This is a genomic window from Moritella yayanosii (assembly GCF_900465055.1).
GTDB lineage: Bacteria > Pseudomonadota > Gammaproteobacteria > Enterobacterales > Moritellaceae > Moritella > Moritella yayanosii.
The window spans coordinates 3,533,440-3,557,667 of the sequence record NZ_LS483250.1 but is presented as its reverse complement, the minus strand read 5'-3'; the positions used below and the strand labels follow the sequence as shown (position 1 = coordinate 3,557,667).

General features: G+C 40.5%; 18 protein-coding genes and 1 tRNA gene. 8 read left to right on the top strand and 11 right to left on the bottom strand.

Annotated features, from left to right (window positions below; all coding sequences use genetic code 11):
- Positions 1–298 precede the first annotated feature (298 nt).
- Both MORIYA_RS16480 and MORIYA_RS16475 read left to right on the top strand, forming a co-directional pair.
- Positions 299–1,456, top strand: a complete 1,158-nt coding sequence (locus MORIYA_RS16480) for a DUF1611 domain-containing protein (protein WP_112716909.1) — start codon at positions 299–301, stop codon at positions 1,454–1,456.
- Positions 1,453–2,532 (top strand): alanine/ornithine racemase family PLP-dependent enzyme, encoded by a 1,080-nt coding sequence (locus MORIYA_RS16475; protein WP_112716907.1) that lies wholly within the window; start codon positions 1,453–1,455, stop codon positions 2,530–2,532. Before MORIYA_RS16480 ends, MORIYA_RS16475 begins: the two co-directional genes overlap by 4 nt.
- A 180-nt stretch (positions 2,533–2,712) precedes the next feature.
- Here the strand turns inward: MORIYA_RS16475 and MORIYA_RS16465 are convergent, their stop codons facing one another.
- A complete protein-coding gene (locus tag MORIYA_RS16465; protein ID WP_112716903.1) occupies positions 2,713–4,356 on the bottom strand; it encodes a methyl-accepting chemotaxis protein in 1,644 nt (547 codons plus the stop codon).
- Between the two features lie 209 nt (positions 4,357–4,565).
- Positions 4,566–4,904 (bottom strand): hypothetical protein, encoded by a 339-nt coding sequence (locus tag MORIYA_RS21460; protein WP_232011652.1) that lies wholly within the window; start codon positions 4,902–4,904, stop codon positions 4,566–4,568.
- A 403-nt stretch (positions 4,905–5,307) separates the two neighbouring features.
- Here MORIYA_RS21460 and MORIYA_RS16455 point away from each other — a divergent pair, with 403 nt between their 5' ends.
- Positions 5,308–6,303 (top strand): D-alanine--D-alanine ligase family protein, encoded by a 996-nt coding sequence (locus MORIYA_RS16455; RefSeq protein ID WP_112716901.1) that lies wholly within the window; start codon positions 5,308–5,310, stop codon positions 6,301–6,303.
- 244 nt (positions 6,304–6,547) lie between these two features.
- On the opposite strand, the gene MORIYA_RS16450 is transcribed toward MORIYA_RS16455, so the two are convergent.
- Both MORIYA_RS16450 and MORIYA_RS16445 read right to left on the bottom strand, forming a co-directional pair.
- A complete protein-coding gene (locus MORIYA_RS16450; protein ID WP_112716899.1) occupies positions 6,548–7,882 on the bottom strand; it encodes a radical SAM protein in 1,335 nt (444 codons plus the stop codon).
- A gap of 644 nt (positions 7,883–8,526) precedes the next feature.
- Positions 8,527–8,611, bottom strand: a tRNA-Leu gene (locus MORIYA_RS16445).
- A 270-nt stretch (positions 8,612–8,881) separates the two neighbouring features.
- Here MORIYA_RS16445 and MORIYA_RS16440 point away from each other — a divergent pair.
- On the top strand, positions 8,882–9,439 hold the full coding sequence (locus MORIYA_RS16440; protein WP_112716897.1) for an RDD family protein: 558 nt from the start codon (positions 8,882–8,884) through the stop codon (positions 9,437–9,439).
- A 129-nt stretch (positions 9,440–9,568) separates the two neighbouring features.
- Here the strand turns inward: MORIYA_RS16440 and lptG are convergent, their stop codons facing one another.
- Complete coding sequence (lptG, locus tag MORIYA_RS16435; protein WP_112716895.1) at positions 9,569–10,636, bottom strand: LPS export ABC transporter permease LptG; 1,068 nt, start codon at positions 10,634–10,636, stop codon at positions 9,569–9,571.
- Positions 10,629–11,747, bottom strand: a complete 1,119-nt coding sequence (gene lptF, locus MORIYA_RS16430; protein ID WP_112716893.1) for an LPS export ABC transporter permease LptF — start codon at positions 11,745–11,747, stop codon at positions 10,629–10,631. Before lptF ends, lptG begins: the two co-directional genes overlap by 8 nt.
- A gap of 161 nt (positions 11,748–11,908) precedes the next feature.
- On the opposite strand from lptF, the gene pepA reads away from it, so the two are divergent.
- The 4 genes from pepA (at position 11,909) to MORIYA_RS16410 (ending at position 19,419) form a co-directional block, all read left to right on the top strand.
- Positions 11,909–13,432 (top strand): leucyl aminopeptidase, encoded by a 1,524-nt coding sequence (pepA, locus tag MORIYA_RS16425; RefSeq protein WP_112716892.1) that lies wholly within the window; start codon positions 11,909–11,911, stop codon positions 13,430–13,432.
- A 256-nt stretch (positions 13,433–13,688) separates the two neighbouring features.
- The gene (locus MORIYA_RS16420) at positions 13,689–14,132 is read left to right on the top strand and encodes a DNA polymerase III subunit chi (RefSeq protein ID WP_112716891.1); all 444 of its coding nucleotides are present in this window, start codon (positions 13,689–13,691) and stop codon (positions 14,130–14,132) included.
- Positions 14,133–14,165: 33 nt separating this feature from the next.
- Positions 14,166–17,027 carry a valine--tRNA ligase gene (locus MORIYA_RS16415; protein ID WP_112716889.1) on the top strand — a complete coding sequence of 954 codons (2,862 nt, stop codon included), beginning with the start codon at positions 14,166–14,168 and terminating at the stop codon, positions 17,025–17,027.
- Positions 17,028–17,301: 274 nt separating this feature from the next.
- Positions 17,302–19,419 carry a sensor domain-containing protein gene (locus MORIYA_RS16410; RefSeq protein ID WP_112716887.1) on the top strand — a complete coding sequence of 706 codons (2,118 nt, stop codon included), beginning with the start codon at positions 17,302–17,304 and terminating at the stop codon, positions 19,417–19,419.
- A gap of 8 nt (positions 19,420–19,427) precedes the next feature.
- Here MORIYA_RS16410 and rraB read toward each other — a convergent pair whose 3' ends face one another.
- From rraB to MORIYA_RS16385, 5 genes are all read right to left on the bottom strand, one after another.
- Positions 19,428–19,790 carry a ribonuclease E inhibitor RraB gene (gene rraB, locus MORIYA_RS16405; protein ID WP_006030148.1) on the bottom strand — a complete coding sequence of 121 codons (363 nt, stop codon included), beginning with the start codon at positions 19,788–19,790 and terminating at the stop codon, positions 19,428–19,430.
- Between the two features lie 121 nt (positions 19,791–19,911).
- Complete coding sequence (locus MORIYA_RS16400) at positions 19,912–20,325, bottom strand: type 2 periplasmic-binding domain-containing protein (RefSeq protein ID WP_112716885.1); 414 nt, start codon at positions 20,323–20,325, stop codon at positions 19,912–19,914.
- 11 nt (positions 20,326–20,336) lie between these two features.
- Positions 20,337–21,500, bottom strand: coding sequence for a porin family protein (locus MORIYA_RS16395; protein ID WP_112716883.1), 1,164 nt, complete (start codon positions 21,498–21,500; stop codon positions 20,337–20,339).
- Between the two features lie 620 nt (positions 21,501–22,120).
- Entirely contained in the window at positions 22,121–22,285 is a 165-nt protein-coding gene (locus MORIYA_RS20860) for a hypothetical protein (RefSeq protein WP_162629285.1), read from the bottom strand.
- Between the two features lie 51 nt (positions 22,286–22,336).
- On the bottom strand, positions 22,337–23,956 hold the full coding sequence (locus tag MORIYA_RS16385) for a methyl-accepting chemotaxis protein (RefSeq protein ID WP_112716881.1): 1,620 nt from the start codon (positions 23,954–23,956) through the stop codon (positions 22,337–22,339).
- Positions 23,957–24,228 lie beyond the last annotated feature (272 nt).

Sequence of the window (24,228 nt, the reverse complement as noted above, 5' to 3'; positions counted from 1 at the left end):
TCACAAAAATGATACTTTTTATAATGCCTCAACTACCCCATGTTTTCGCTTCAATCCTACCTAATTTTGAATACCGGCAAGCTGAACACTACGACTCACGACAATAAGTAAAAGTCAAACTATAAATGTCAAATATCAAACATCAAACATCAAATGTTAAAACGTCTACATATATTCGTTAACTATGTTATTCTACATATCCCCCTCTACCGCTTAGTAGGGACTTATTATATTTTCCGACGTTGTATCTCGGCACTTTTCAGTCGCCCTCCTAAGCCTTAAAGCACTAGGTAATATTATGTCTGATTCAACCCAGAATTTAACGAATATCTTTCCTTATAATCACACCAAGAATCCAGAAACAAACGATGCCGTAATACCGACTGCGATTATTTATTGCGAAGGTCAATTTGGCAAAATTGATGGCAAAACAGCCAATGGTCTTGTTAGACATTCACACAAGTATCGTATTCTTTCGGTGATTGATAGCAAAACGGCCGGTTTGAATTCAGGTGAAGTGTTAGATGAAGAAAAAAATAACATCCCCATTTTAACCAACATGGAAGCCGCACTCACACATGCAGGCACAGTTCCTGACTATTTCATTTTTGGAATCGCACCATCAAGCGGTTTGTTATCCGATACTGAAAAAACGATCATTTTAGATGCTATGTCATTAAAGATGAATATAGTGAATGGATTACATGAATTCTTAAGTGAAGATCCTACTTTTTTAGCCGCTAGTATAAAATACAATGTGACTATTTTAGATATCCGCAAACCTAAAAATAAAGAAGAATTACAGACATTTAGCGGTGCAATACACAATGTAAAATGTCCACGCATTGCGATCCTGGGAACCGATTGTGCCATCGGGAAACGGACAACAGCAACAATTTTAGCGAAAGCACTGCGAGAAAAAGGACTTAACGTTATCATGATTGCAACAGGGCAAACAGGCATTATTCAGGGCGCACCCTATGGTGTCGCGTTAGATGCGGTACCTTCGCAATTTTGTGCCGGTGAACTAGAAGCGATCATAGTCAAAGCATACGAACAAGAAAATCCAGACCTGATCATTATTGAAGGCCAAGGCTCATTGAGTCATCCCGCATTTTCGACCAGTTCTTTTATACTCCGCGGCAGCTGCCCAACAAGTGTCATTCTGCAACATGCACCTAAACGTGTATACCGTGCTGATTTCCCTAAAGCACTGATGCCTTCGGTCGCTTCAGAAATAAACCTGATTGAAACATTTGCGGATACCAGCGTAATTGGCTTAACCCTTAATCATGAAGATATGTCTTCGCAGGAAATACAGGGCGCAATTGATGACTTCGCAACTCAATTAAAAATACCGGTTACCGACGCGCTATCCCAACCGACAGACCATCTTGTACAAATCGTTTCTTCTGCTTATCCTCACCTAGAACGCAAAATGATGTTAACGTCTTGAGCTACCCCAGGGTAGACATCAACTGTGCCAAAATCTACCATAATACCCAAGAGTTGATAAATCGGCTAAGTCATAAAGGCATATCGGTAACCCCCGTCACCAAAGTATGTTTAGGCCACCCGATCATTGCGAATACGTTGATAAGCGCAGGGGCCAATATGATTGCGGATTCCCGTGTCGAAAATATTGAAAAAATCAGGCAAGCAGGCATTTCATTACCGACTATGCTGATCAGAACCCCCATGCTAAGTCAGGCCGCAAACGTTGTTAAATATTGTAATATCAGCCTTAACAGCGAAATAGCTGTGATTGAACAACTGTCCCTCGTTGCTAACCAAACAAATATTATCCATGGCATTATCATTATGGTTGAGCTAGGGGATCTGCGGGAAGGCGTGATGCCTAACAATCTATTGGCATTTATCGGGAAGATCATTCATTTACCGAACATTGTAATAAAAGGCATCGGGACAAATTTGGCCTGCCGCTATGGAATATCACCTGATAATGAAAAAATGTCGCAACTGTCTGCACTTGCTGATGAAGTCGAACAAACATTTTCTATTCAGTTAGACATTATCTCCGGCGGTAATTCCGCCTCGATTAATTGGGCTCTTAATCATGGGGCAAACAGCCGCATTAATAACCTACGAATAGGTGAAGCCATTTTCCTCGGCTGCGAACCATTATATCAAGAGCCAATCGAAGGCTTATTTACCGATGTTATCACGCTCACAGCTGAAGTTATAGAGTCAAAAGTAAAACCGTCGTTACCTTGGGGTGAACGAGGGAAAAATGCGTTCGGAGAAAAGTCAGCACCCCCAAATAGAGGGGATGTGTCACAAGCGCTGCTCGCATTAGGTCGCTTAGATGTACATATTGCCGGACTCAAACCGCCAGCAGGCATAACAATTGTGTCATCTACCAGTGATCATCTGATTATTGAAACATCTGGAGAAGCCTTGCTCGTAGGCCAAAAGATACAGTTCAACTTAGATTATGGTGCGATTTTACTTGCTATGTCCTCGCCTTATATACATAAATCATTCAATCATCAGGATTTTGATACCGAATAGATAAACGTGAGGAAAGGTAGCTTAACTTATTTTGAATTCGTTCTGGCTAACACAACGCAGAAAACACCAGTAAAATTAACATCAACTGGTTATGAACTAACACTATCTGATAAAGAGTCGGATACCATTCAATACCTAAAACAACCCGATAGTATTAAGCTGTCGGGTTGTAAACTTCAACTATAAATTGAAAATACTCACCGCTTTATCAAGTTGAGTTGATAAGGTTTGTAATTTAGTACTTGCGTGTTTCAGATGTACCGCCGTATTTTCCGTTTCTCCAGTTAACATATTAATTTCTTCTGTGTTGCGATTAATATCTTCTACCACGATAGATTGCTCTTCCGTCGCGGTTGCTACTAGCATATTCTGTTCACTTATTTGATCTATATGGTTATCAATCTCGGCTAAAGACTCATTAATTTTAGTCGCCGACTCAACAACAAGTCTCGCTTGAGTACTACCGCGCTCCATCGCAATTACTGTTTTCTTGGACTCGGCTTGAAGCTTATTGATAACTTCTTGGATTTCTTCTGTAGACTTGGCAGAACGACCAGCTAAGGTTCGAACCTCATCGGCAACTACAGCGAAGCCACGTCCTTTTTCTCCTGCTCGAGCGGCCTCAATGGCGGCATTAAGCGCTAACAAATTAGTCTGTTCAGAAATACTGCGAATGGTATCTAGCGTTGAACTAATCGCATCAACTTCACAAGCTAGTGTGTTCACCATTTGACTTGCTTGCTCGAACTCTAAGGTTAATTCATTAATTTTCTGTTGTGTCAGATTTACTACTTCACGACCTTTACGGGAGCTAATTCTGGCTTCGGTAGCGGTATCAGCGGCATGAGTTGCATTTAATGCAATTTCTTTTACTGTCATGCCTAACTCATTCACAGCCGTTGCAACTTGGATCGTTCTATCTTTTTGTAAACTGCAATTATTCTGTGTCGCGTGTGCTTTATCTGTAACATCAGCTGCCATTTCAGCTAACTCTTGTGAATGTTCAACAATTTGAACAATGGAAGTCTGAACTTTTGATAACAGTCGATTAAAACTGTCTGCAATATCAGTAAATTCATCTTTCCCATTAAGTTTAATACGTATATCTAGTGACATATTATCAGAGGCATCAACCATCGCATTACGTAACGTATCTACACTCCGTCGTACCCCAGAAATAATTAACCAAGAGATCAGAATAGATATACTAATGCCTATCGTTAGGATAACAATTAAGTTCGTTCTAGCAGATTCATACGTGCTTATACTTGATTGGTTATGTTCCTCAGCTTGAACTAATAATGAGTCTAGAATACGGCTAGTTGCCTTTCTCATCACGCCATATGATTTAGCATACTGCTCTTTGTATATCCGTTTCGCTGTCGATAAATCTCCGCTATCAAGTGCATTTAACATTGGTACCAATTCATTACTGACCATATCTTCAAACGTTTTTAAAAGCTCTTTTGCTTCTGCTTTTATTTGCGGATTCACCTGAGCCTTTACAGCATATTCAATAGCTTGACGCATTTCAGGGATATCTTCTGTGTGCGCGTCTTTGACTCGCGTTTTTATTCCTTTTTTATCTCGTAATGAGGTTTCTTGTAACAGCATCATATCCACACCCACACGCATTCTTGGAATTCTTGACGCTACTTCAGCCAAAGCTCGCATGGGCGCCGCTGTATTTAGATATAATTGTTCAGCTTTATGTCCCATCACGGACATGCTATTGAGACTTGCTAGACTGACAAGAATCAAAGCTAAGCATGGAATTAATATCGCAATGATCAATTTAGATTTCAACGTTAATTTATTAAGCATTTTATTTACCATATGGATTGAGTAATTTACAGGTAAGCACAGTACGAAGACAACATATCAATGTGCATGATAGAACGCTAATAAACAACATAAACAACATAAACAACATGAGAGGTGCATCGCCATTTTCGTTAATAATATCCAATGACTATCGTGGCGGACCGATTGCAGTCTGAAACGCAGGGCTTTAGGGTCCATCCCATCAGCGATCATACTTTTATACTTACGTGCAACTTTTCTAGTTTGGTGGGTGTCGATATCTGGAAACATCTCATAGTGATACTGCATTTACGTCCGTTGAATTTGTAACGTAATAGAAAGCGTTTATTACCGATTTTACCGGACAGACATTTCAAACCAATGATTTCAGTGTCCGATACTTCAAGTTCTGTTAATGATTCTATCTCAATAGTAAGAATATCAAAGGTCTGCTTAAACTGGGGCAACTGATTAGTCGCAGCCTGAAGATCAGAGCCTGCCAACCAGATCATATTACTCGCAGACGAAATATAGCTTAGCAATACGGACAGGATTATCTTTAAGGCCATGGCGATCTCGGCATTTTTAATTAATGTCTTATTATCATATAAAGAATTTTTGAAAGAAGGTAACGACTTCAGGCGGCTCTGTTTGATATGTTTTATTTTTCATATCTGAATTATCAATGATAGAAACAATCATGTAAATACTAAACATGGATCAAGAGATGATCGTCTCATTTTATTTTTCAAGTGGGGTCTGGTGAACGCTTGCGATTGATTGAGTGCCAGATATAATTTTTCTTCGTAATCGATAATAGTGATAAAGCCTTAATAGTTCGATAAAGTAGCGTAAAAACTAAAAAAGGTCACAACTACCTTGAAAATATCGACTGCCTATTATTAAATGTTAATTGTAATGTAATACTGTTCCCCCATGTTACCAATCCTCCCACTAGCAAGGACACGTAGAATGAAAATTGAGATCATCACAACTCCAAATGAAAAGTTGAAAGAGACTGGGTTTGGCACTTTTAAAGCTTGTCATGGTGTGTTAGATGCAATAAACAGAATGGGATATACTGCAAAACTAAGTGTTTGTGAAACAGTGAGTGACTTAGATAAAGTGATAGAAAGAAAACCAAACTTAGTCGTTCTAGCGGTTAAGTATATCCCAACTGGTAACAATGGTAATATTTGGTTGGCTGACTATTTCATGAAGCATGAAATTAACTTCACTGGGTCATTAAGGGAAGTCTTGGAATTTGATTCAAATAAGGTTCTCGCTAAATCCCATTTGCAGAGTAAAGGGATTGCAACTGCTAAATATTTCACAGCGATCCCTGGTCAGTATAATTGTAAAAGTGAATTGCCAATTAAATTCCCCTTGTTCTTGAAACCAACTGATGCAGCAAATGGCAACGGTATCGACGATCTTTCGTTTGTAACTAGTTTTCCAGAGTTCGAAGCTAAGATATTGTCATTACATGAATTATTTAGAATTCCAATATTGGTTGAAGAATATTTGGATGGTCGGGAATTTACAGTTGCTGTAATAAGAAAATCGGATGGCGAATTAATTGTTTCACCTATTGAGATTATTCCACCTGAATCAACGAATGGACTGAGAATTTTGGGGGGGAAAGTGAAAAATGACAACTCTGAAGAACTGAAACGAATTGAAGACGATGAGATAAAACATAGGGTTAAACAACTTGCTATTAATTCTTTCATTAACCTTGGTGTAAGGGATTTTGGAAGAATAGACATTAAAGCGAACAAAGATGGAAAATGTTTTTTTATTGAAGCCAATTTGGTTCCTGGCATGACACCTGGTTCGAGTTATTTCCCAAAATCATGTGAGATTGAGCTTGGATTAACTTATGAGAAAGTGATCCAAATAATATTAGAGAACGGGCTTAGTCGAGCAAAATCAGCCGTATCACCTAACCAAGCCATCCAAATTTAATCATATTTTCGTAATGCGAACTGTATCTTTTTTAGCTTAATCTCGAACTTTTTTGTCCAGCATTGAGCCAGAACAGAGTAAGATATTTGTCTATATCTCAGCGGTATCTCTCAGTGTCAGAATAGTTGCAATGTTAACTTAAATAAGTTTTCATCATTACCTATTGATGTAGAAACTAATGAAAACAAAGAACTGTAAATATAATGCACCATTACTTAATTAATCATTTAGTTGAATACTCTAACTATTCGAAGGCATCTAAGTGGTCAAATGAAGCTAAGTTACATTCAAGCGCACTAACATAAATATGTAGTGATAATTTTAATTGTTCTAATCGTTTTGAGCAAAATTGATATTTTCTTTCAAGCTCAAGTGTATTATCTCGTTTTGAACCCAAATAACATGTATCACAAAATCTTAAATTCGGGCATTTTGAGCAATGTTCGTTACAGTCAAGTGTATATTCATGAACTATATTTTGTATGTTTTTCATATTTAACCCAGAAGAAACATCTCCAAGTTTCATGAAACGGCCTGAACGCTCACATGGAAAATAATCTCCTTTACTATCGACAAAAAACTTATCAATACCTGGCGTACAACAGCCGTTAATCCACTCCGTTGACTCAGGTTCCATATCTCTAAAGTGAATTTTTTTAAGTTGTTGCCCGAAAACCCAGTGTCCAAAATGTTCGTTAGCTTTATTTTTAATAGCTGCTTTAATATAGTCATTAGCTAAAATAAGTTGCTGCTCTGAGTATGTATCAAGATGCTCAGTGTCTTCAATCGAATCAATAAAAGTGGTGTCTATAGGGCGAACGAAATTGATTGACCAAGGTTGTTGAAATAGACTATCGCCATTATACAGATTATGTAGTTCTAACAACTGATAAGGCGGTGCCATAGTTGCGAGGAATATAATGTTTTCTTTATAATATATTGAGGATTTATCGTATATTTTTTGAAGATTATTTTTGATTCTATTAAAAGTCCCTCCACCCTTTATCGTTATTCTATATTTATCATGCCTAGCTTGATTACCATCGATACTGATTTGCAACTGTATATTGTTGTCTATGACAAAACTAATCCATGAATTACTCATGGAATAAGCATTTGTATTTATAGAGAATTCAACGTTATTGGCTTTAGACTTTGTATAAGCTACGATTTGATATATTAAATTAGCATTCGAGGTCGGCTCACCACCATAAAGGTTGATTCGTCTAATCTTCACATGCTCAGACCTTACAATATATTCGTCAATTGCTTTTTGTGCGGTCGCAAAGCTAATGTGCGCATTATTATGTTCTCTTTCATATGGATAATGTTCAGAATAAGCACAATATGAACATCTTAGATTACAGGCATCTGTGATGTTGATAATAAGGGATTCCGATTTACCTTGAGCTTCCCACCCATGTTTCGGACCGTTAAATTGGACACTTATATCTGGGAATTGATCTTTGAATAATGTTTTTATTTCTAGATCATCAAAATCATCAGGTATAGGGTATATATTGTTGTCTACCTGATTATAGATATATTTACTATCAGATTGACTCTTAAATATCAACATCAGTTAACCTTTTAGCTTAGAGCGACACTAATTGCGAAAGTTATTTTTCCACCGCACCCTCTGCAAGAAGCAATTCTCTTTTGACCCGCCTGTCCCTTAAAAACAGGAGTAAACGACATTTTCGTTTTATTAGATATAGTAGATTTAATCTTTGTTTTCATTCTTCATTTACCTTTACATTCTTAGAAAAAAAGTAGTATATCACCTCCCCTAAAGGGTTAAGTTGATCGAACAACCACTAATTACGAATAAATAACGCATCCTCTTAACCATCAATAAATCCACCGAATTACACATACTAATTCCAAAGGGTCGTTGATGGACCAGAAATGGACAGTAAAGTACCGGAATCCCACCCAACCTAACCCCATGCTTATACTGCTAACTACAACCACCCGAAAATCTAACAATCCTCAAAGTACAGGACAGTGTTGGATCCATTAGGAGTGCGTGAGATTGCCTTGCGCACAGATTCTACATGCGAAAGTACCGGATATAGACAGGAGCAAATTATCTAGGGGTAATAAGTTAAGTTTATTAGGGCGTATTTTAGCGATATAACGTAAGGAAAATGTGAGGTAAGCTTTTGATTGTGCTAGATACAACAAAGCCTTAGCGTTAGCTAAGGCTCTATTACTTAAATATGGTGCCCGAGGGCGGACTTGAACCGCCACTCCGTTAGGAAGAGGATTTTGAATCCACCGCGTCTACCGATTTCACCACTCGGGCATAAGTCAACATTATACATAGCAAACGATGCCAAGCAAGGCGTTTTTCACTATCCTAAAAACAACTGTTCAAAATTAAAGCAAAGTGCTGTTTTAAATCATAACATCCAGACCTAACCACGACGCAACAAGCTAATTAGTCGTGCATCCCCTCCTATCACCAGCCCATTGATATCCAGCAAGTCAGACTATTTAGCACTACTAAGGGCATGTTTTTTTGCTACACTGTTGCCACTTTCGAGATAACCCTGAAGACATGGCTGGATTCATAATGGCGAAGAAAAACAAACTTAGAAAACCAAAACACACACCGACGACTGAAACAGGCGAAACCGCATCGATTGCCACTTTTGGCCCGCGTATTGGTGCGCTGGTCTATGATGCATTGATTGTTATTGGTATCGCAGCGGTTTCTAGTGCCGTCGGACTTGGCATTGCAAAAGCATTGATTGTATCCGGTATTGTCGATATTGCTGGGCGTTATGTTGATACGGCGGCGTATGCAGGCAGCCAAATTTGGTTTGCACTGCTGGTATGGGGCTCGGTATGTAGCTTCTATCTGTGGTTCTGGACTCACGGAGGTCAGACTGTTGGTATGCGAGCTTGGCGTTTACGCGTACAAAATGCCGATGGCAGTGCGATCAGCTTAACCCAAGCCCTTATCCGTCTTGCCACTGCAGCCTGTGGTTTGGGTAACTTACAAGTGCCGTTTGACATGAAGAATCGCGCCTTTCAAGATCACTGGTCGAACTGTAATGTATTACGTTTAAGCAAAGATCAAAACGGTTCGTTACTGCGTTATGCCGACAAGCTAAAACAGAAGAAATAATCGATTTAACGGTGCTTAGTGCCTAACACTAAGCCGATACATCGAAACAAAAATGGCAACCAATTTGGTTGCCATTTTTATATCTATTCACCGACGCTACATTATCATCGGTATCGTCAAATACCCACGTTAACCATGTTTCCTTAACTGCACAATCGCAATCAAGGTAAAGATGGCACTGGGGACCACGGCCCCAAGAAACGGTGGTAGCGAGTACACTAAGCTAATCGGCCCAAAGGTTTCACTGGCAAGATAGAAAGTAAAACCAGCCACTACGCCCATCAAGATACGCGCGCCCATGGTCACCGTACGCAGTGGTCCAAATACAAACGACAACGCCAACAATACCATCACCCCAATCGATAACGGCTGGAATATTTTACGCCAGAAGGCTAACTCATAACTTGCCGCATCCTGCTTATTACTGTCTAAATAAGTAATATAAGAATACAAACCTGATATGGATAAATCTTCAGGGTCAATCGTCACCACATCTAATTTTTCCGGTGTCAGAGTGGAATCCCAACGCTGCGTCGCCTGTTCAGTGACCGAAATACGATCACGCTCAAAATGGGTGATCCGCAGATCGGTTAACTGCCAATACTTGCCGGTGTAAGTTGCACGTCGCGCTTGTGTGGTTTTAACTAGGCGCTGATTGCCAGCAAATTCATAAATCGTTACATCATGTAATTCACTGCCATTATTCACTTTACCTATATTAATAAAGTTGTCTTTATCCTTTGCCCAAACCCCTTTTTGCGCCCGAATAATCGATTGCCCAGAGGTTGCTTCACCACGTAATTGAGCCGCCTTTTGTTCTGTATAAGGGGCAACATATTCACCCATTAGCATCACAATAATCATCATCGGGATCGCGGTTTTCATTGCGGATAACACAATTTTAAAACGCGACTGGCCCGCCGCTTGAATGACCACTAATTCAGACGAGCTAGCCAGAGCCCCCAAACCAATTAACGCCCCTAATAAGGCCGCCATCGGGAAAAAGATAGTAATTTCACGTGGCATTTTCAGCATCACATACATTAGCGCTTCGAATAAACCATAAGTGCCACGGCCGACGGCTCTTAATTGTTCGACATATTTGATCACCGCCGATAAACCCACCAAGGTAAATAAACAGATCATAGTGGCAAATAGAATAGCCTTACCAATATAGATATCTAAAATTTTAATCACTGCTGTCACCTCGATAAAAACGAACTTTCATCTTACGTACTAGACGATGATACCAAGAGAAATTAGCTAAATTAAACCCAATAGCTAAAATCAGCACCCCGAGATGCACGATCCAGAAACCGAATACTAACGGTAATTTTTCATCTAAAATGGCGGAACGCGCGGCACTTAATAACATAAAGTAAGTTAAAAACATTAATAACGCGGGGAATAATTTCGCATAACGCCCCTGTCTGGGATTAACCATCGCCAATGGCACCACTAATAACGTCAGTAATGGGATCGCGACAACTTGGGCGATACGCCATTGTAGCTCAACCTTATGTTCAAACTCATTCGAATTCCATAATTCTGAGGTTGGCAGAGCTTTGGTTTTACGGCCACGTTCACGCACATCTTGATCTTGAATTAATACCCGATAAACACTGAAATCAACGATACGAAAATCGGGTTGGGATAACTCACCTTCATAACGCAAACCCTGGCTTAACTTCAACCATTGTGAGCCGTTGTCGTCAGACTCTACGTTACCTTTATCTGCTAACACAATAGAAGGACGCTCTCCCTCCTGCGAAGGTGATTTAGCAATAAATATTTTACGCAGCGATTTATCACTGTCATAAGATTCGACGTAAACCACAGCACGGCCACCATCAAACGACTCAAAACGCCCTTGTTTTAGGGTCGCTAAACCGACATCTGCATCGACATTTTCTAATAATTGCACCCGGCCTTCTTCAGCAGTCGGAGCATAGATAAACGCGTTAAAAGCCACCAGACCTATCGTCACAGAAGATAATAATAACGACGACATCAGTATCCGGCTTGGGGTATAACCACAAGCCGTTAAGATCACCATCTCACTTTCTGCATACAATCGTCCATGCGCAAACAAAATACCGATGAACAAACTCACCGGTAAAATTAATGTGCCCAACGCTGGCATGGTATACAGCAACATCTCCATCACTAAATTAGCAGGTAAAGCACCTGTCATTACCTTCGAGAGCAAAGCAACAAACTGCTGACTCACAAAGATAAGTGATAAGATGAATAACACAGCAACTTGCGATTTCACTGTCTCGGCAAATAAATATCGGAAAATTATCACTTAGAACCTATATTAGACTAATGTTTTGTATGAAATGCAGTATAAATAGTTAACTACACACCCATTTTATCTGAAAATGTTAGTTTTTGATTAACTAAATACGTATAACCCCCTATTATGTTATAAATATTTGATTTTGTCTTTAGGAAACCGGAGAGTCCATGGAGTTCAATGTAAAAAGTGGTAGCCCTGAGAAGCAACGCAGTGCTTGTGTTGTTGTCGGAGTATTTGAACCACGTCGTTTATCACCTGCAGCAGAACAGCTCGATAAGATCAGCGATGGCTATTTAAGTTCCCTACTACGTCGCGGTGATATCGAAGGTAAACCTGGTCAAGTATTGTTGCTTCATCATGTACCAAACGTACTAAGCGAACGTGTATTATTAGTTGGCTGCGGTAAAGAACGTGAATTAGATGAGCGTCAGTACAAGAAAATTATCACCAAGACAATGAATACCTTGAACGAAACCGGATCAATGGAAGCGGTTTGTTTCCTACCAGAGCTAAATGTAAAAGCCCGCGATACCTACTGGAAGGTCCGTTTTGCCGTTGAAACAGCACGCGAAAGTCGCTACCGTTTCGATCAGTTAAAAAGTAATAAAGAAGAAACGCGTCGCCCATTACGCAAAATGGTATTCAACGTGACTTCACGTCGTGATTTACCAACCAGTGAAAAAGCCATTGCTCACGGTCTCGCTGTAGCAAGTGGTATGCGTCTGTGTAAAGACGTAGCCAACATGCCGCCAAACATTTGTAATCCCGTTTACCTGGCAAATCAAGCTCGCCAACTTTCTGATGAAAGTGACAAGATCACCACAGTGATCTTAGGTGAGCCAGAAATGAAAGAATTAAAAATGGACTCTTACCTTGCGGTATCACAAGGTTCCGCCAATGAAGCGAAGATGTCGATTATTCATTACCAAGGTAACCCGAATCCTGACGCCAAACCAATCGTACTCATAGGTAAAGGTCTGACCTTCGATTCAGGTGGTATTTCATTGAAACCAGGCTTAGGCATGGACGAAATGAAATATGACATGGGCGGTGCTGCAAGCGTACTTGGTACCATGAAAGCACTGGCTAAATTAGACTTACCACTTAACGTAATTGGTATTCTAGCGGGTTGTGAAAACATGCCAGGTAGCAACGCTTACCGTCCAGGTGACATTCTCACTACCATGTCGGGACAAACAGTTGAAGTACTCAATACCGATGCTGAAGGCCGTTTGGTGTTATGTGATGTATTAACCTATGTAGAACGTTTTGACCCAGAGCTGGTGATTGACGTAGCAACATTAACCGGTGCTTGTGTTGTCGCACTTGGTCGTCACATCACCGGGTTAATGTCGACACATAACCCACTTGCACATGAATTATTAAATGCATCAGATCAAGCCGCAGATAAAGCATGGCGTCTACCAATGACTGATGACTTCCAAGAACAAATTGAAAGTCCCTTTGCTGACTTAGCCAACATCGGAGGTCCTGCTGGCGGTGCAATCACAGCGGCCTGTTTCTTATCACGCTTTACGAAGAAGTATAACTGGGCGCATTTAGACATCGCCGGTACTGCTTGGGTAAGTGGTAAAAACAAAGGTTCAACAGGTCGTCCGGTGCCGATGCTGACACAGTTCTTACTTAACCGTACCGAGCGTAATGAAATGCAACAAGCTGACGACACTTAATTACATTCACGCAATAAGTATGTAAAGAGTCACGCTATTAATACGTATACCCAGACTACGCCAAGATGCTATATCAAAGACTAGCTGGGTATCATTAAGGTCACTACGGTGGCTTTTTTCGTTTCTGCGAAAGAATAACCACCAAAGTATATCCGGATATTACCTCGACAATTGTATTTTCCCGCCCCCGCTTTGTGTTATTATGCGCAGCTGTATTTTAAACTATAACTGTTCGTAATTTGGCGTAAAACTACCGATGAAAAAAGTCACTTTTTATATCATGCAAGAATCCAAAAATGGCACTGAGGCAAGCATGCCTCAGCATCACATACTTGCCTGTAAACTGGCTGGTGAGTTTTATCAGCAAGGACAACGCGTCTATATTCACGCCAACGATGAATCGGCAGCCAATCAGGTTGACGAATACCTTTGGCAATTAGATGCGAACAGTTTTGTACCACATAATTTACAAGGTGAAGGTCCACGTAATGGCGCACCCGTTGAAATTGGTTTTCAACCACCCTGCCATCGTTATCAGGTACTTATCAACCTGCACGACCAGACACCGCAATTTGCAGTCAACTTTAATCAGATTATCGATTTTGTACCACATCAAGACGGTTTAAAACAACAAGCTCGTGAGCGTTACAAACATTATCGTCAAACAGGGTTACAACTGTTAACTGTGAACGTCGAATAATCAATCAACCATTGAGAATTAGAAAGCAGACCTATGGAAAAAATATACAATCCCCAAGCCATTGAGCAAGCACTTTACCAGCACTGGGAAGAGCAAGGTTACTTCAAGCCAAACGGCGATCTAACTAAAGATGCATACAGCATCATGATCCCACCGCCAAATGTCACTGGTAGCCTGCACATGGGTCATGCCTTCCAACAAACGATCATGGATGCACTAACGCGTTACAAGCGTATGCAAGGTCTAAATACACTATGGCAAGTGGGTACCGATCACGCGGGTATCGCGACACAAATGGTTGTTGAACGTAAGATCGCAGCTGAAGAAGACAAAACACGCCACGATTATGGCCGTGATGCGTTCATCGACAAGATCTGGGATTGGAAAAACGAATCAGGTGGTACCATTACCCGTCAAATGCGTCGTTTAGGCACGTCGGTAGATTGGGATCGTGAACGTTTTACAATGGATGACGGTCTGTCTGAAGCAGTAAAAGAAGTATTTGTACGTTTATTTAAAGAAGACCTGATTTACCGCGGCAAACGCCTGGTAAACTGGGATCCAAAATTCCACACTGCCATTTCTGATCTTGAAGTTGAGAGCAAAGAAAAACAAGGCAGCATGTGGTACTTCCGCTACCCACTAGCAGATGGCGCAACCACCGCTGACGGTAAAGATTACATCGTGGTAGCAACCACCCGTCCAGAAACGATGCTCGGTGACTCTGCAGTGGCAGTACACCCGAAAGACGAACGCTATGCAGCGCTGGTAGGTAAAGACATTATTCTGCCTATCATTGGTCGTCGCATCAAGATCGTGGCGGATGATTACGCCGATATGGAAAAAGGTTCTGGTTGTGTGAAGATCACACCCGCGCATGACTTTAACGATTACGAAGTGGGTAAGCGTCACAACTTAGTGATGTTCAACATCCTAACTGAAAACGCAGATATCCGTGAAGAAGCGGAAATCATCAACTCAGACGGCACCGAAAACACCGAACTAACCTTCGTGATCCCTGCTGAATACCAAGGCATGGAACGTTTTGCTGCACGTAAAGCAATCGTGGCTAAATTTGAAGAACTGGGTTTATTAGACAAAATTGAACCGCATACACTGCAAGTACCTTACGGTGATCGTAGTGGCGTGGTGATTGAGCCACTACTAACAGACCAATGGTATGTCAGTGTTGGTCCAATGGCGAAAGTAGCCACTGACGCAGTAAAAAATGGCGAAATCCAATTCGTACCCAAACAATACGAAAATATGTACTTTTCGTGGATGAACGACGTACAAGACTGGTGTATCTCACGTCAACTTTGGTGGGGACATCGTATTCCCGCTTGGTATGATAACGAAGGTAACGTATTCGTTGGTCGTGACGAAGCAGAAGTTCGTGCAGAAAACAACTTTGGTCCAGAAGTCGAATTACGTCAGGACAACGATGTGCTTGATACTTGGTTCTCATCTGCGCTTTGGACATTCTCAACGCAAGGTTGGCCACAGCAAACGCAAGATCTTAAAGTATTCCACCCAAGTGATGTACTGGTAACGGGTTTCGACATCATCTTCTTCTGGGTTGCCCGTATGATCATGATGACCATGCACTTCATCAAAGATGAAAACGGCAAACCACAAGTACCATTCAAAACAGTTTATGTGACGGGTTTAGTACGTGATGAAGCTGGCGATAAAATGTCAAAATCAAAAGGTAACGTACTTGATCCACTCGACATGATCGACGGTATCGACCTTGAGTCGCTAGTAAAAAAACGTACTGGCAACATGATGCAGCCAAAACTTGCTAAGAAGATTGAAAAAGCCACGCGTAAAGAATTTGCAGGCGGTATCGAAGCACACGGTACTGACGCACTGCGTTTCACATTAGCCGCAATGGCATCGACTGGTCGTGACATTAACTGGGACATGAAACGGCTTGATGGTTACCGTAACTTCTGTAATAAACTATGGAACGCTAGCCGTTACGTATTAATGAACACAGAAGAACATGATTGTGGCCAAAATGGCGGCGACATGGAATTCAGCCTCGCGGATCGTTGGATCCAAGGTCAATTCCAAGAAACCATCAAAACATACCGTGAAGCGATTGATACTTACCGTCTCGATCTTGCGGCTAACATCGCTTACGAATTCACTTGGAATCAATTCTGTGATTGGTACTTAGAATTAACGAAGCCAGTATTCGGCAACGGGACTGAAGCACAACTGCGAGCGACGCGTTATACATTAGTCACGATCCTAGAAGCGTTACAACGTTTAATGCACCCTATCATGCCATTCATCACTGAAGAGATTTGGCAGCGTGTGGCACCACTTGCTGGTAAGTACACCGAAGGCGCAACGATCATGCTACAGGCATTCCCTGAGCATGATGCGGCTAAAGTTGATGCCCAATCAATGCAAGATCTGGAGTGGGTTAAACAATTCATTATCGCTATCCGTAACATCCGCGGCGAAATGGACATCAGCCCAAGCAAGCCAATCTCAATTTTGTTGAAAAATGTAGGCACTGAAGAGCAACGTCGTCTCGACGCAAACCAACAGTTCCTTAGCTCACTAGCAAAACTAGAAGCAATCACTATTCTTAGCGAAAATGAAGAAGCACCAATCTCAGCAACATCACTATTAGGCAACATGGAAATCTTAATTCCAATGGCTGGTCTAATCGATAAAGATGCTGAAATTACGCGTATCAACAAGCAAATGGAAAAAGTGCAAAAAGACTTAGACCGTGTTGCCGGCAAACTCAACAACGAAAAATTCGTTGGCAAAGCGCCAGAAGCTGTTATCGCCAAAGAACGTGAGAAACAAGCGGAATTTGAAAATACCATTGCTAAATTTAAAGCACAAAAAGCACGAATTGAATCGATCTAATCGTTAAAATAGACCTTATCAACAAGGGAAGACTGATTAATCAGTTTTCCCTTTTTTTTGTTTGTCATTTCTAATCAGTTGCGTTTCATTTCGAGTAAATTGCTTTTCATTGAGAATAAATAGTAAATAGACATCACAATTACGCATCCATTTTTTGAAAAAATATGTCCATCCCGTGCGATAAGATGTAACATATTTGTAATAACAGTAAGTTGTCGTTATAAAAAACAGCTTAGCTATAGAATGTCGACACCAAGGAATGGAGTGATAGGTTATGGGTAGCACGAATTATCTGAATAATATATTGATTAATGCAATTCAACACCTGCCAATAGGTATATTTTGGAAAGATATTCATGGGCAATATCTGGGCTGTAATAAACATTGTTTATCGTTATTTGATTTACCATCAGAACAGTTCATTATTGGTAAAACCGATGCTCAACTTAAACCTGCCTTTAAAGAAAAGCAGCTGCCTACCAAAGCACTCTATCAAACCGATCAAGAAGCGCTAATACACGGTCGCAGTGTCATTGCTAAAGCCATGACGCTGGAAACCATTCACGGTCATCAACAATTTGAGATCACCAAGATCCCGTTGAAAAATCGCGCCGGTAAAACAGTTGGCTTACTCGGGATCGCCATTGATGTATCAAGTAAGTTTCGCTCAGAACAAAAACTGCAAGAAAAAACGGCGCTGCTTAATTCGATCTTTGATGCCCTGCCTGACTTTGTTATTTACAAAGACATGGAAGGTCGTATCGTTGAATGTAACCGCGCAGCATTAAAGTTAGCTAAAAAGAAAAAAGCCGATGTTATTGGCAAAACCATTGAACAGATACTGCCAGCGTCAACAGCACAAGCCAGTATTGATTATGATACCCAACTAAAATCAAATTATAAAAGTGCTAATTACAAAATGGAATTTGAATTAGCGGGCCGACAAGTCTATGTTGATGTACACAAACATCCGGTCATTCAAAATAACAAATTAGTCGGTACCGTCAGTATCTCTCGCGACATTAAAGAGAGGCGTATCAACTTACAAAAAATTGCCACACTGACCAAACATGATCAGCTGACTAAATTACTTAACCGCCCGACTTTCCTGCAATCCTTGGAAGACATCGACCAGGATTCGCATTGGGGTATGCTACTTATTGATATCAAAAAACTCGGCCAGCTTAATAGTAATTATGGTACTGAGATTGGCGATCAAGTGCTGATCCATGTCGGTGAACAGATCAAACAAATAGTCCCTGACGATGCGTTGCTAGCACGTATCCAGGGTGATCGTTTTGCGATCCTGACAAATCAAGCCAGCTCACCGGATCAGCTTGATTACCTGTGTAATAAATTAGTCGATAAACTCAATAGGCAAATAGCGATTCAAGGTCATGTCATTGATTTAGCGGTATGTATCGGCGCAGCAAACTACCCGAATACAGTACAAGATACCAACCAGTTACTCACTTGCAGCGAACAGGCGCTATCACGTTCGCGTAAAGATACCGAACAGTATTACACCTTATTTGACCCAGTATTAGAAGCACATGCCGAAGCTGACAAACGCTTAATCGACGATTTAAAACACGCCATTAATAACAAAGATATCGACTTATATTACCAACCGGTCGTCGATGCAAACAGCAAAGCAGTACTCGGGGTAGAAGCCCTCGCGCGTTGGCATCACCCTGAACAAGGGCTTATCATGCCAATTAAATTCATTGAGCTTGCCGAAAAAAACAACCTCATAGGACAACTGGGTGAAGTGGTATTAGAAAAAGCCTGTCAGCAACTCGCACAATGGCGAGCACAAGGTATCGATATCTTCATGGCAGTAAATTTATCGCCAATTCAATTTAATGATCCGCAGCTGATCAGTAAAATAAAATATTACATCGACTACTATGATATCCCTGCACACCGACTTGAAATTGAGGTGACAGAAAGCGCACTACTGGAATCAAACCATGCCACAGGACATATGTTAGAAGAGTTAATTAACCTCGGGGTACGCTTGGCTATCGATGATTTTGGTACGGGTTATTGCTCGTTGTCTTATTTGAAAAATATGCCTGCTCATAAACTAAAAATTGATAAATCTTTTGTTGATGAATTGGAATTAGACAAAACCACAACCGCTATCACCCGCTCGGTTATCAGCTTAGCAAGAGAATTAAATATTACCGTAACGGCAGAAGGGGTCGAGAAAGAATCACAAATGAAATGGCTACAAGAACAACAGTGTGATCAATTTCAGGGGTATTTATTTAGCCGCCCGTTACCGAGCGACAAATTTTGTCTGTGGTATAAACAACACAATGCCACACACAATAATATTACTTATCTACAACCTGCAGAGACAAATATGTCCTTGCCAGTATTATAATGTAAGTACTATGATGCATCGTCTTCGAAGTAAGTGCCCCAACCGTCGTAGGTAACATCTTGTTCGATAGACATTTTAAGTAATGCTTCGATATCACGCGTGATGGTATCGATATCAAGTTCTGTTTCAACAATACAGTCAAACGCAAATACGGTTTGACCGTCATCTAGTTCAACTTCTTCAGGATCAGAGACATCATAGCCCAGTTTAAACGCTGCAATAGCGGCTTTTTCTAACTGTGCAAAATCATCCCCAGCAAAGTGATGTTCAATAGAATATACAGCATCAGGATCACTGCCATCTTCTAATAAGTTATCAATGATCTCTTCGGCTTCGACTTTCAGCTCGGCAAATTCTTTTTCAAAATCCACTAGGTTAATCTCTTTAATTATGATGTAAGAAGAATACTCTGGTTTTAATATTCATGCCATTAAATTTTACCCAAAAAAAATGCCAAACCTGAGGTTTGGCATTGACAACTAAACAGCAAGATTATGGTGTAAATACCACTTTTACCGTGTCATCAACTTCTGAAGAGTCAATATAAGCAATGGCATTCGCATGCGATGCAACTTGGCTTTTAATCAAAGAAGATGAGCCAATTGTTTTTGGCGGTTTACCTTTACCGGTAAATATTAAACGTGACCAATAAGCTTGTAGCTGAGAATCACTTTTACCCGTCACGCCAGCGTGGAATTCACCACGAATAGCACTGCCCGTCGCTTGCTCAAAGACTTGAGCTTTCACGCCATTTGGTAACTTTTTAGATTTACCTAAATACAGTTTAGAGACTTGTGATTTCGACAATGCATCAGGGCCAGTTGGGTTGGCAATAACAACAACACCTGCTTGTGCTACACCCGAGATTAATGCTGCGGCTAAGGCAACTTTAGCTAATAGTTTCATCAAAGTTCTCCTTAAAATACTGCATCAAATGACAGTGTGTAAACTAATGTATCATCATTTATTTGGTTCTGTACTCCATCTAGATTTGGCTCCAAACCACCAGAAGTATCACCAAAATCAGTTGCGTAAGTTACATCCGCTTTTAGTGCTAGGTTTGAGCTGATGTCATAACGCGTGCCAATACTGTAAGCATTTCGCTTCCAGTCAAAGCTTGGTTTGTATGCTGGATTTCTCTCACTATCATCAGTCGTTTCAAGGAAAGCATAAGTCACATAGGGAGTGAAATCACTAATACGATAACCTAGGGTAATATAACCAGATTCAGTATCTGCATAATTACCTTCGACGTCAGAAACGGCAAACTCTGCGATAGCAAGTAGTGAGCCATCATCATAACTCAGACCAACACCAGCAAAATAACTTTGCTCATCATTAAAAAATTGTGGTATTTGACCATCTTTAGTCGTATCAAGTGTTGTTTGATAATAAGTTGTGCGGAAAACCCAATTTTCATAAGAAAATGATGCTGAAGCACCAAGAATATCCTTGTAGTCCACTTCGCCTAGCTTTTCACCGGTATCACGATCTGCATGACCATAACTTGCTTGTAGCGTAACGGCAACATCGCTCATATCAAAATCGTAAATCACATCCACACCATCAAACGATGTCAGTGGCACAATACTGTAAAGTTCACTTGGTGGTGAAGCCCAAGGCTGTGCGTAACCCACTTCTAGATAATCTGAATACATGTACAGCGGCACACGTAAACGACCGAAACGTGCAGTAAAACCATTATCAAAATCATGGCTTAAAAATGCCCATTCCATTTCGGTAGACCAATCATCATTACCACGAGCAACTAACTGAGCAACAATGTTTGTTTGCTCTGTAAGTGCGAACGTACCTTGCAGACCAAGCTTGCTGCCTTCAGAGAAATCAGCATCTTTATCGTATCCATTATATCCCGCATCGTTACTAGCAACACCTACTTTACCAGTGAAAAAGCCATTGATAGACATCCGATCAGATAGCGAATCATAAGCGCTCGCTTCTTGTAAAATAGCTAATTGTTGCTCAAGTTGAGCAAGACGCTGCGAATCAGTTGTTGCAGCCATCACAAATTGTGACGCACAGGCAACAGCAAGAGGTAGCATTATAAATGCTTTTTTCATCAAAAATATCCTTATCCTAAAACACTTAGTCCATTTTGTATTTATTCAAAACTGGTCATACATGTTGGTTTTTACGGTAAATTACTAATAACTCAGTATGATGGTTTTATTCATGCTTACGCACTTTATTTTAGTGACACAGATCACACTATGACGACTTGTTACGATAGCGTGACTGGTTTGATTGAACTTTACTACTAGGGCACTGTTGTTAACAGTGTTAGTGTAATTGTACATACCCAATACGATATAAATCAATACCATACAATAAAGATGCATATCCTACTTTATTGTGTAAAGTTATTACCCTAGTTGACGCATTCGATTTACTTATGAATCGTAGTTAGAAAGAAGATAGGAGAGACAACTTCTGGATTTTGACCTAATCCTGTAAACACATTTCTAGACCAATACGCATTGACTTGTGCCGGTGTACGACCGGTCAAGTCTTTATGTAACCTTGACTGCTTTGGGACCTCATGGATTAACGACAACCACTATCTCAGCCATCACCGATGAAATAAAAAATGGTAATAGAAATAGTATGCCCTTGATCATTTTCTGCATTTTTTCCTCCATGAAATTTGTAATCAATTCCCCCAACCAACGGCAATATCAATTCAGGTGTACGTACTGTACGCAGCGGTATATGACGAGAATAGCGCTGCTGAAATACCAGCAGCTAAAGATAATGTTGCGGTGATGTTCTGTAATCGGGTTGATCCAACTGTTGATACTGTTTTTGAGACAATGTTTGATCCATCAATAGCAATTTGCTTGCTCATAAAATTTCTCTCCTTAGAAATTTCGTGCAGCAAGCAAATTATCGTTACTTACTACACACTAAATTGATTTGTTGCTTTCCTTAGTTTTTGTGTGGCAACTTCAATAGCTTGCGCGATCTCGTCAAGCACTTCGGTATCTTTAGATACTTGTGTTGCTATCGAATGGGTTTCATCGATATAACCATGTATCAGTTTTGATGTTTGAGCCTGTTCTTCCGTCGCTGATGCAATTTGCTCGTTAACGACATTGATGGCTTGAACTTTACTCGAAATGTTTGTTAGAGAATCGCCAGCTCTAGATGATTGCTCTACGCCAATATCCGCTTTATTCATCCCACGTTGCATCGCTTCCACAGCGCCTCGTGAAGCATGTTGCAATTCTTCCAATACTTGTTGGATCTCTTGGGTTGAATCTTGTGTGCGAGATGCTAAAGTCCGAACTTCGTCTGCAACGACAGCAAAACCTCGTCCTTGTTCACCCGCACGCGCCGCTTCAATGGCTGCATTTAAGGCTAACAGATTGGTCTGATCAGCGATACTACGGATAGTCTCGAGGATCACGCCAACATTGCTAGTATGAGCGTCTAATTCGTCGATTACTTTTGAAGCTGTTTTCACTTCGTCAGCCAGTTCGTGTATGGCTTCGATGGTCTTTTTAACAACCACGGTGCCAGTCTCAGCTTCGCTGTTTGCACTACTTGCTTCTGCCGAAGCATCAGACGCATAATCAGCAATATGCCTGACAGTCTCAAACATTTCGTTCATCGAGCGAGATACCTGATCAATCGACTGACTTTGCTCTTGAATTCGCGATTTAGAAGTACTACTTGATGTCGCTAATTGCGTCGATGCTTGTGATAACGAATCGATCGATTGAATGGTTTCGCTAATACTGCCATGAAGTTTGTCTAAGAACAGATTAAACCAATGTACCAGCTCACCCACTTCATCTTTATTTACATAATCAATACGTACCGTAAGATCACCGTCACCTTGCGCGATCTCTTTTAACGAATCAGATACTTTACGAATACTGCCTGTGATCGATACCGTCAGCCAATAACATACCGCCAGTACTAATATAATCACACCGACACCTAACATCACACCGCGATCACGGCTCGTATCAGAACTCGCTAATGACGTTTCAATCAAGGCAGTGAAGTCAGCTTGACTGTCTTTTTTAAACTGGTCAAGATCAGCTAACAATTTTTCTAATGTAAAACGGTTACTTTCTGCTAACACAGATAAGTTATCCATAGAAATAGTACCAATAATCAAACCATTAGCTAGATATTTCGCGGAATTATAATACTCTTTAGCTTGCGCCTTAATTAACAATAACTCGCTGCGCTTATCAGGGTGAATCGAATTAATTAAGTCTAATTGGCTAATGAGATCTGCATAAACTTCATCAGCACTTAGCAGCATATCTTCATCACCAATGGTGACTGATGTTTCAATTGCTTGGGTTAACTCGGCAATCTTACTGTTACTGATCGTGGCCGCTTCCAGTACTGGATAATAAATTGCAGACAGTTGTGATAACCGTTCTTTATTTTCTTTCACAACAAGAATGTTGGCGAAAAGATAAGTTAAAAAACTAACGACAACAACCGCCGAAAGAATACCGATCTTATGCTTGATTTTTAGTTGGATGGATAGTCCCATTTAATACCTCTGTAGCGTTTGTAAGTTAGCTTGATAATGTGATTACAATAATAAGTCTCGTCCCTGTGATCTAACTTATAGATCGGATAATATCCTCTAAATCTCTAATAACTTATCGGCCTGAAGATTAAAATCATGACCGTTTTCACTGATTTATTTTATTAAACCGTTAGTATTAGGGTATTTATACTACCTGAATAAGTTGACCCAAACGAGCCTCAGCAGTTAATCACTATCCGGCTTTAAAAATCATACAAAAAAAAGCCTATTAT

What these genes read in the sequence shown, in the direction of transcription:
- MORIYA_RS16480 (WP_112716909.1), top strand. Translation starts at nt 299, where the DNA reads ATGTCTGATTCAACCCAGAATTTAACGAATATCTTTCCTTATAATCAC.
- MORIYA_RS16465 (WP_112716903.1), bottom strand. Translation starts at nt 4,356, where the DNA reads ATGCTTAATAAATTAACGTTGAAATCTAAATTGATCATTGCGATATTA.
- MORIYA_RS21460 (WP_232011652.1), bottom strand. Translation starts at nt 4,904, where the DNA reads ATGGCCTTAAAGATAATCCTGTCCGTATTGCTAAGCTATATTTCGTCT.
- MORIYA_RS16455 (WP_112716901.1), top strand. Translation starts at nt 5,308, where the DNA reads ATGAAAATTGAGATCATCACAACTCCAAATGAAAAGTTGAAAGAGACT.
- MORIYA_RS16450 (WP_112716899.1), bottom strand. Translation starts at nt 7,882, where the DNA reads ATGTTGATATTTAAGAGTCAATCTGATAGTAAATATATCTATAATCAG.
- MORIYA_RS16440 (WP_112716897.1), top strand. Translation starts at nt 8,882, where the DNA reads ATGGCGAAGAAAAACAAACTTAGAAAACCAAAACACACACCGACGACT.
- pepA (WP_112716892.1), top strand. Translation starts at nt 11,909, where the DNA reads ATGGAGTTCAATGTAAAAAGTGGTAGCCCTGAGAAGCAACGCAGTGCT.
- MORIYA_RS16420 (WP_112716891.1), top strand. Translation starts at nt 13,689, where the DNA reads ATGAAAAAAGTCACTTTTTATATCATGCAAGAATCCAAAAATGGCACT.
- MORIYA_RS16415 (WP_112716889.1), top strand. Translation starts at nt 14,166, where the DNA reads ATGGAAAAAATATACAATCCCCAAGCCATTGAGCAAGCACTTTACCAG.
- MORIYA_RS16410 (WP_112716887.1), top strand. Translation starts at nt 17,302, where the DNA reads ATGGGTAGCACGAATTATCTGAATAATATATTGATTAATGCAATTCAA.
- MORIYA_RS16400 (WP_112716885.1), bottom strand. Translation starts at nt 20,325, where the DNA reads ATGAAACTATTAGCTAAAGTTGCCTTAGCCGCAGCATTAATCTCGGGT.
- MORIYA_RS16395 (WP_112716883.1), bottom strand. Translation starts at nt 21,500, where the DNA reads ATGAAAAAAGCATTTATAATGCTACCTCTTGCTGTTGCCTGTGCGTCA.
- MORIYA_RS20860 (WP_162629285.1), bottom strand. Translation starts at nt 22,285, where the DNA reads ATGAGCAAGCAAATTGCTATTGATGGATCAAACATTGTCTCAAAAACA.
- MORIYA_RS16385 (WP_112716881.1), bottom strand. Translation starts at nt 23,956, where the DNA reads ATGGGACTATCCATCCAACTAAAAATCAAGCATAAGATCGGTATTCTT.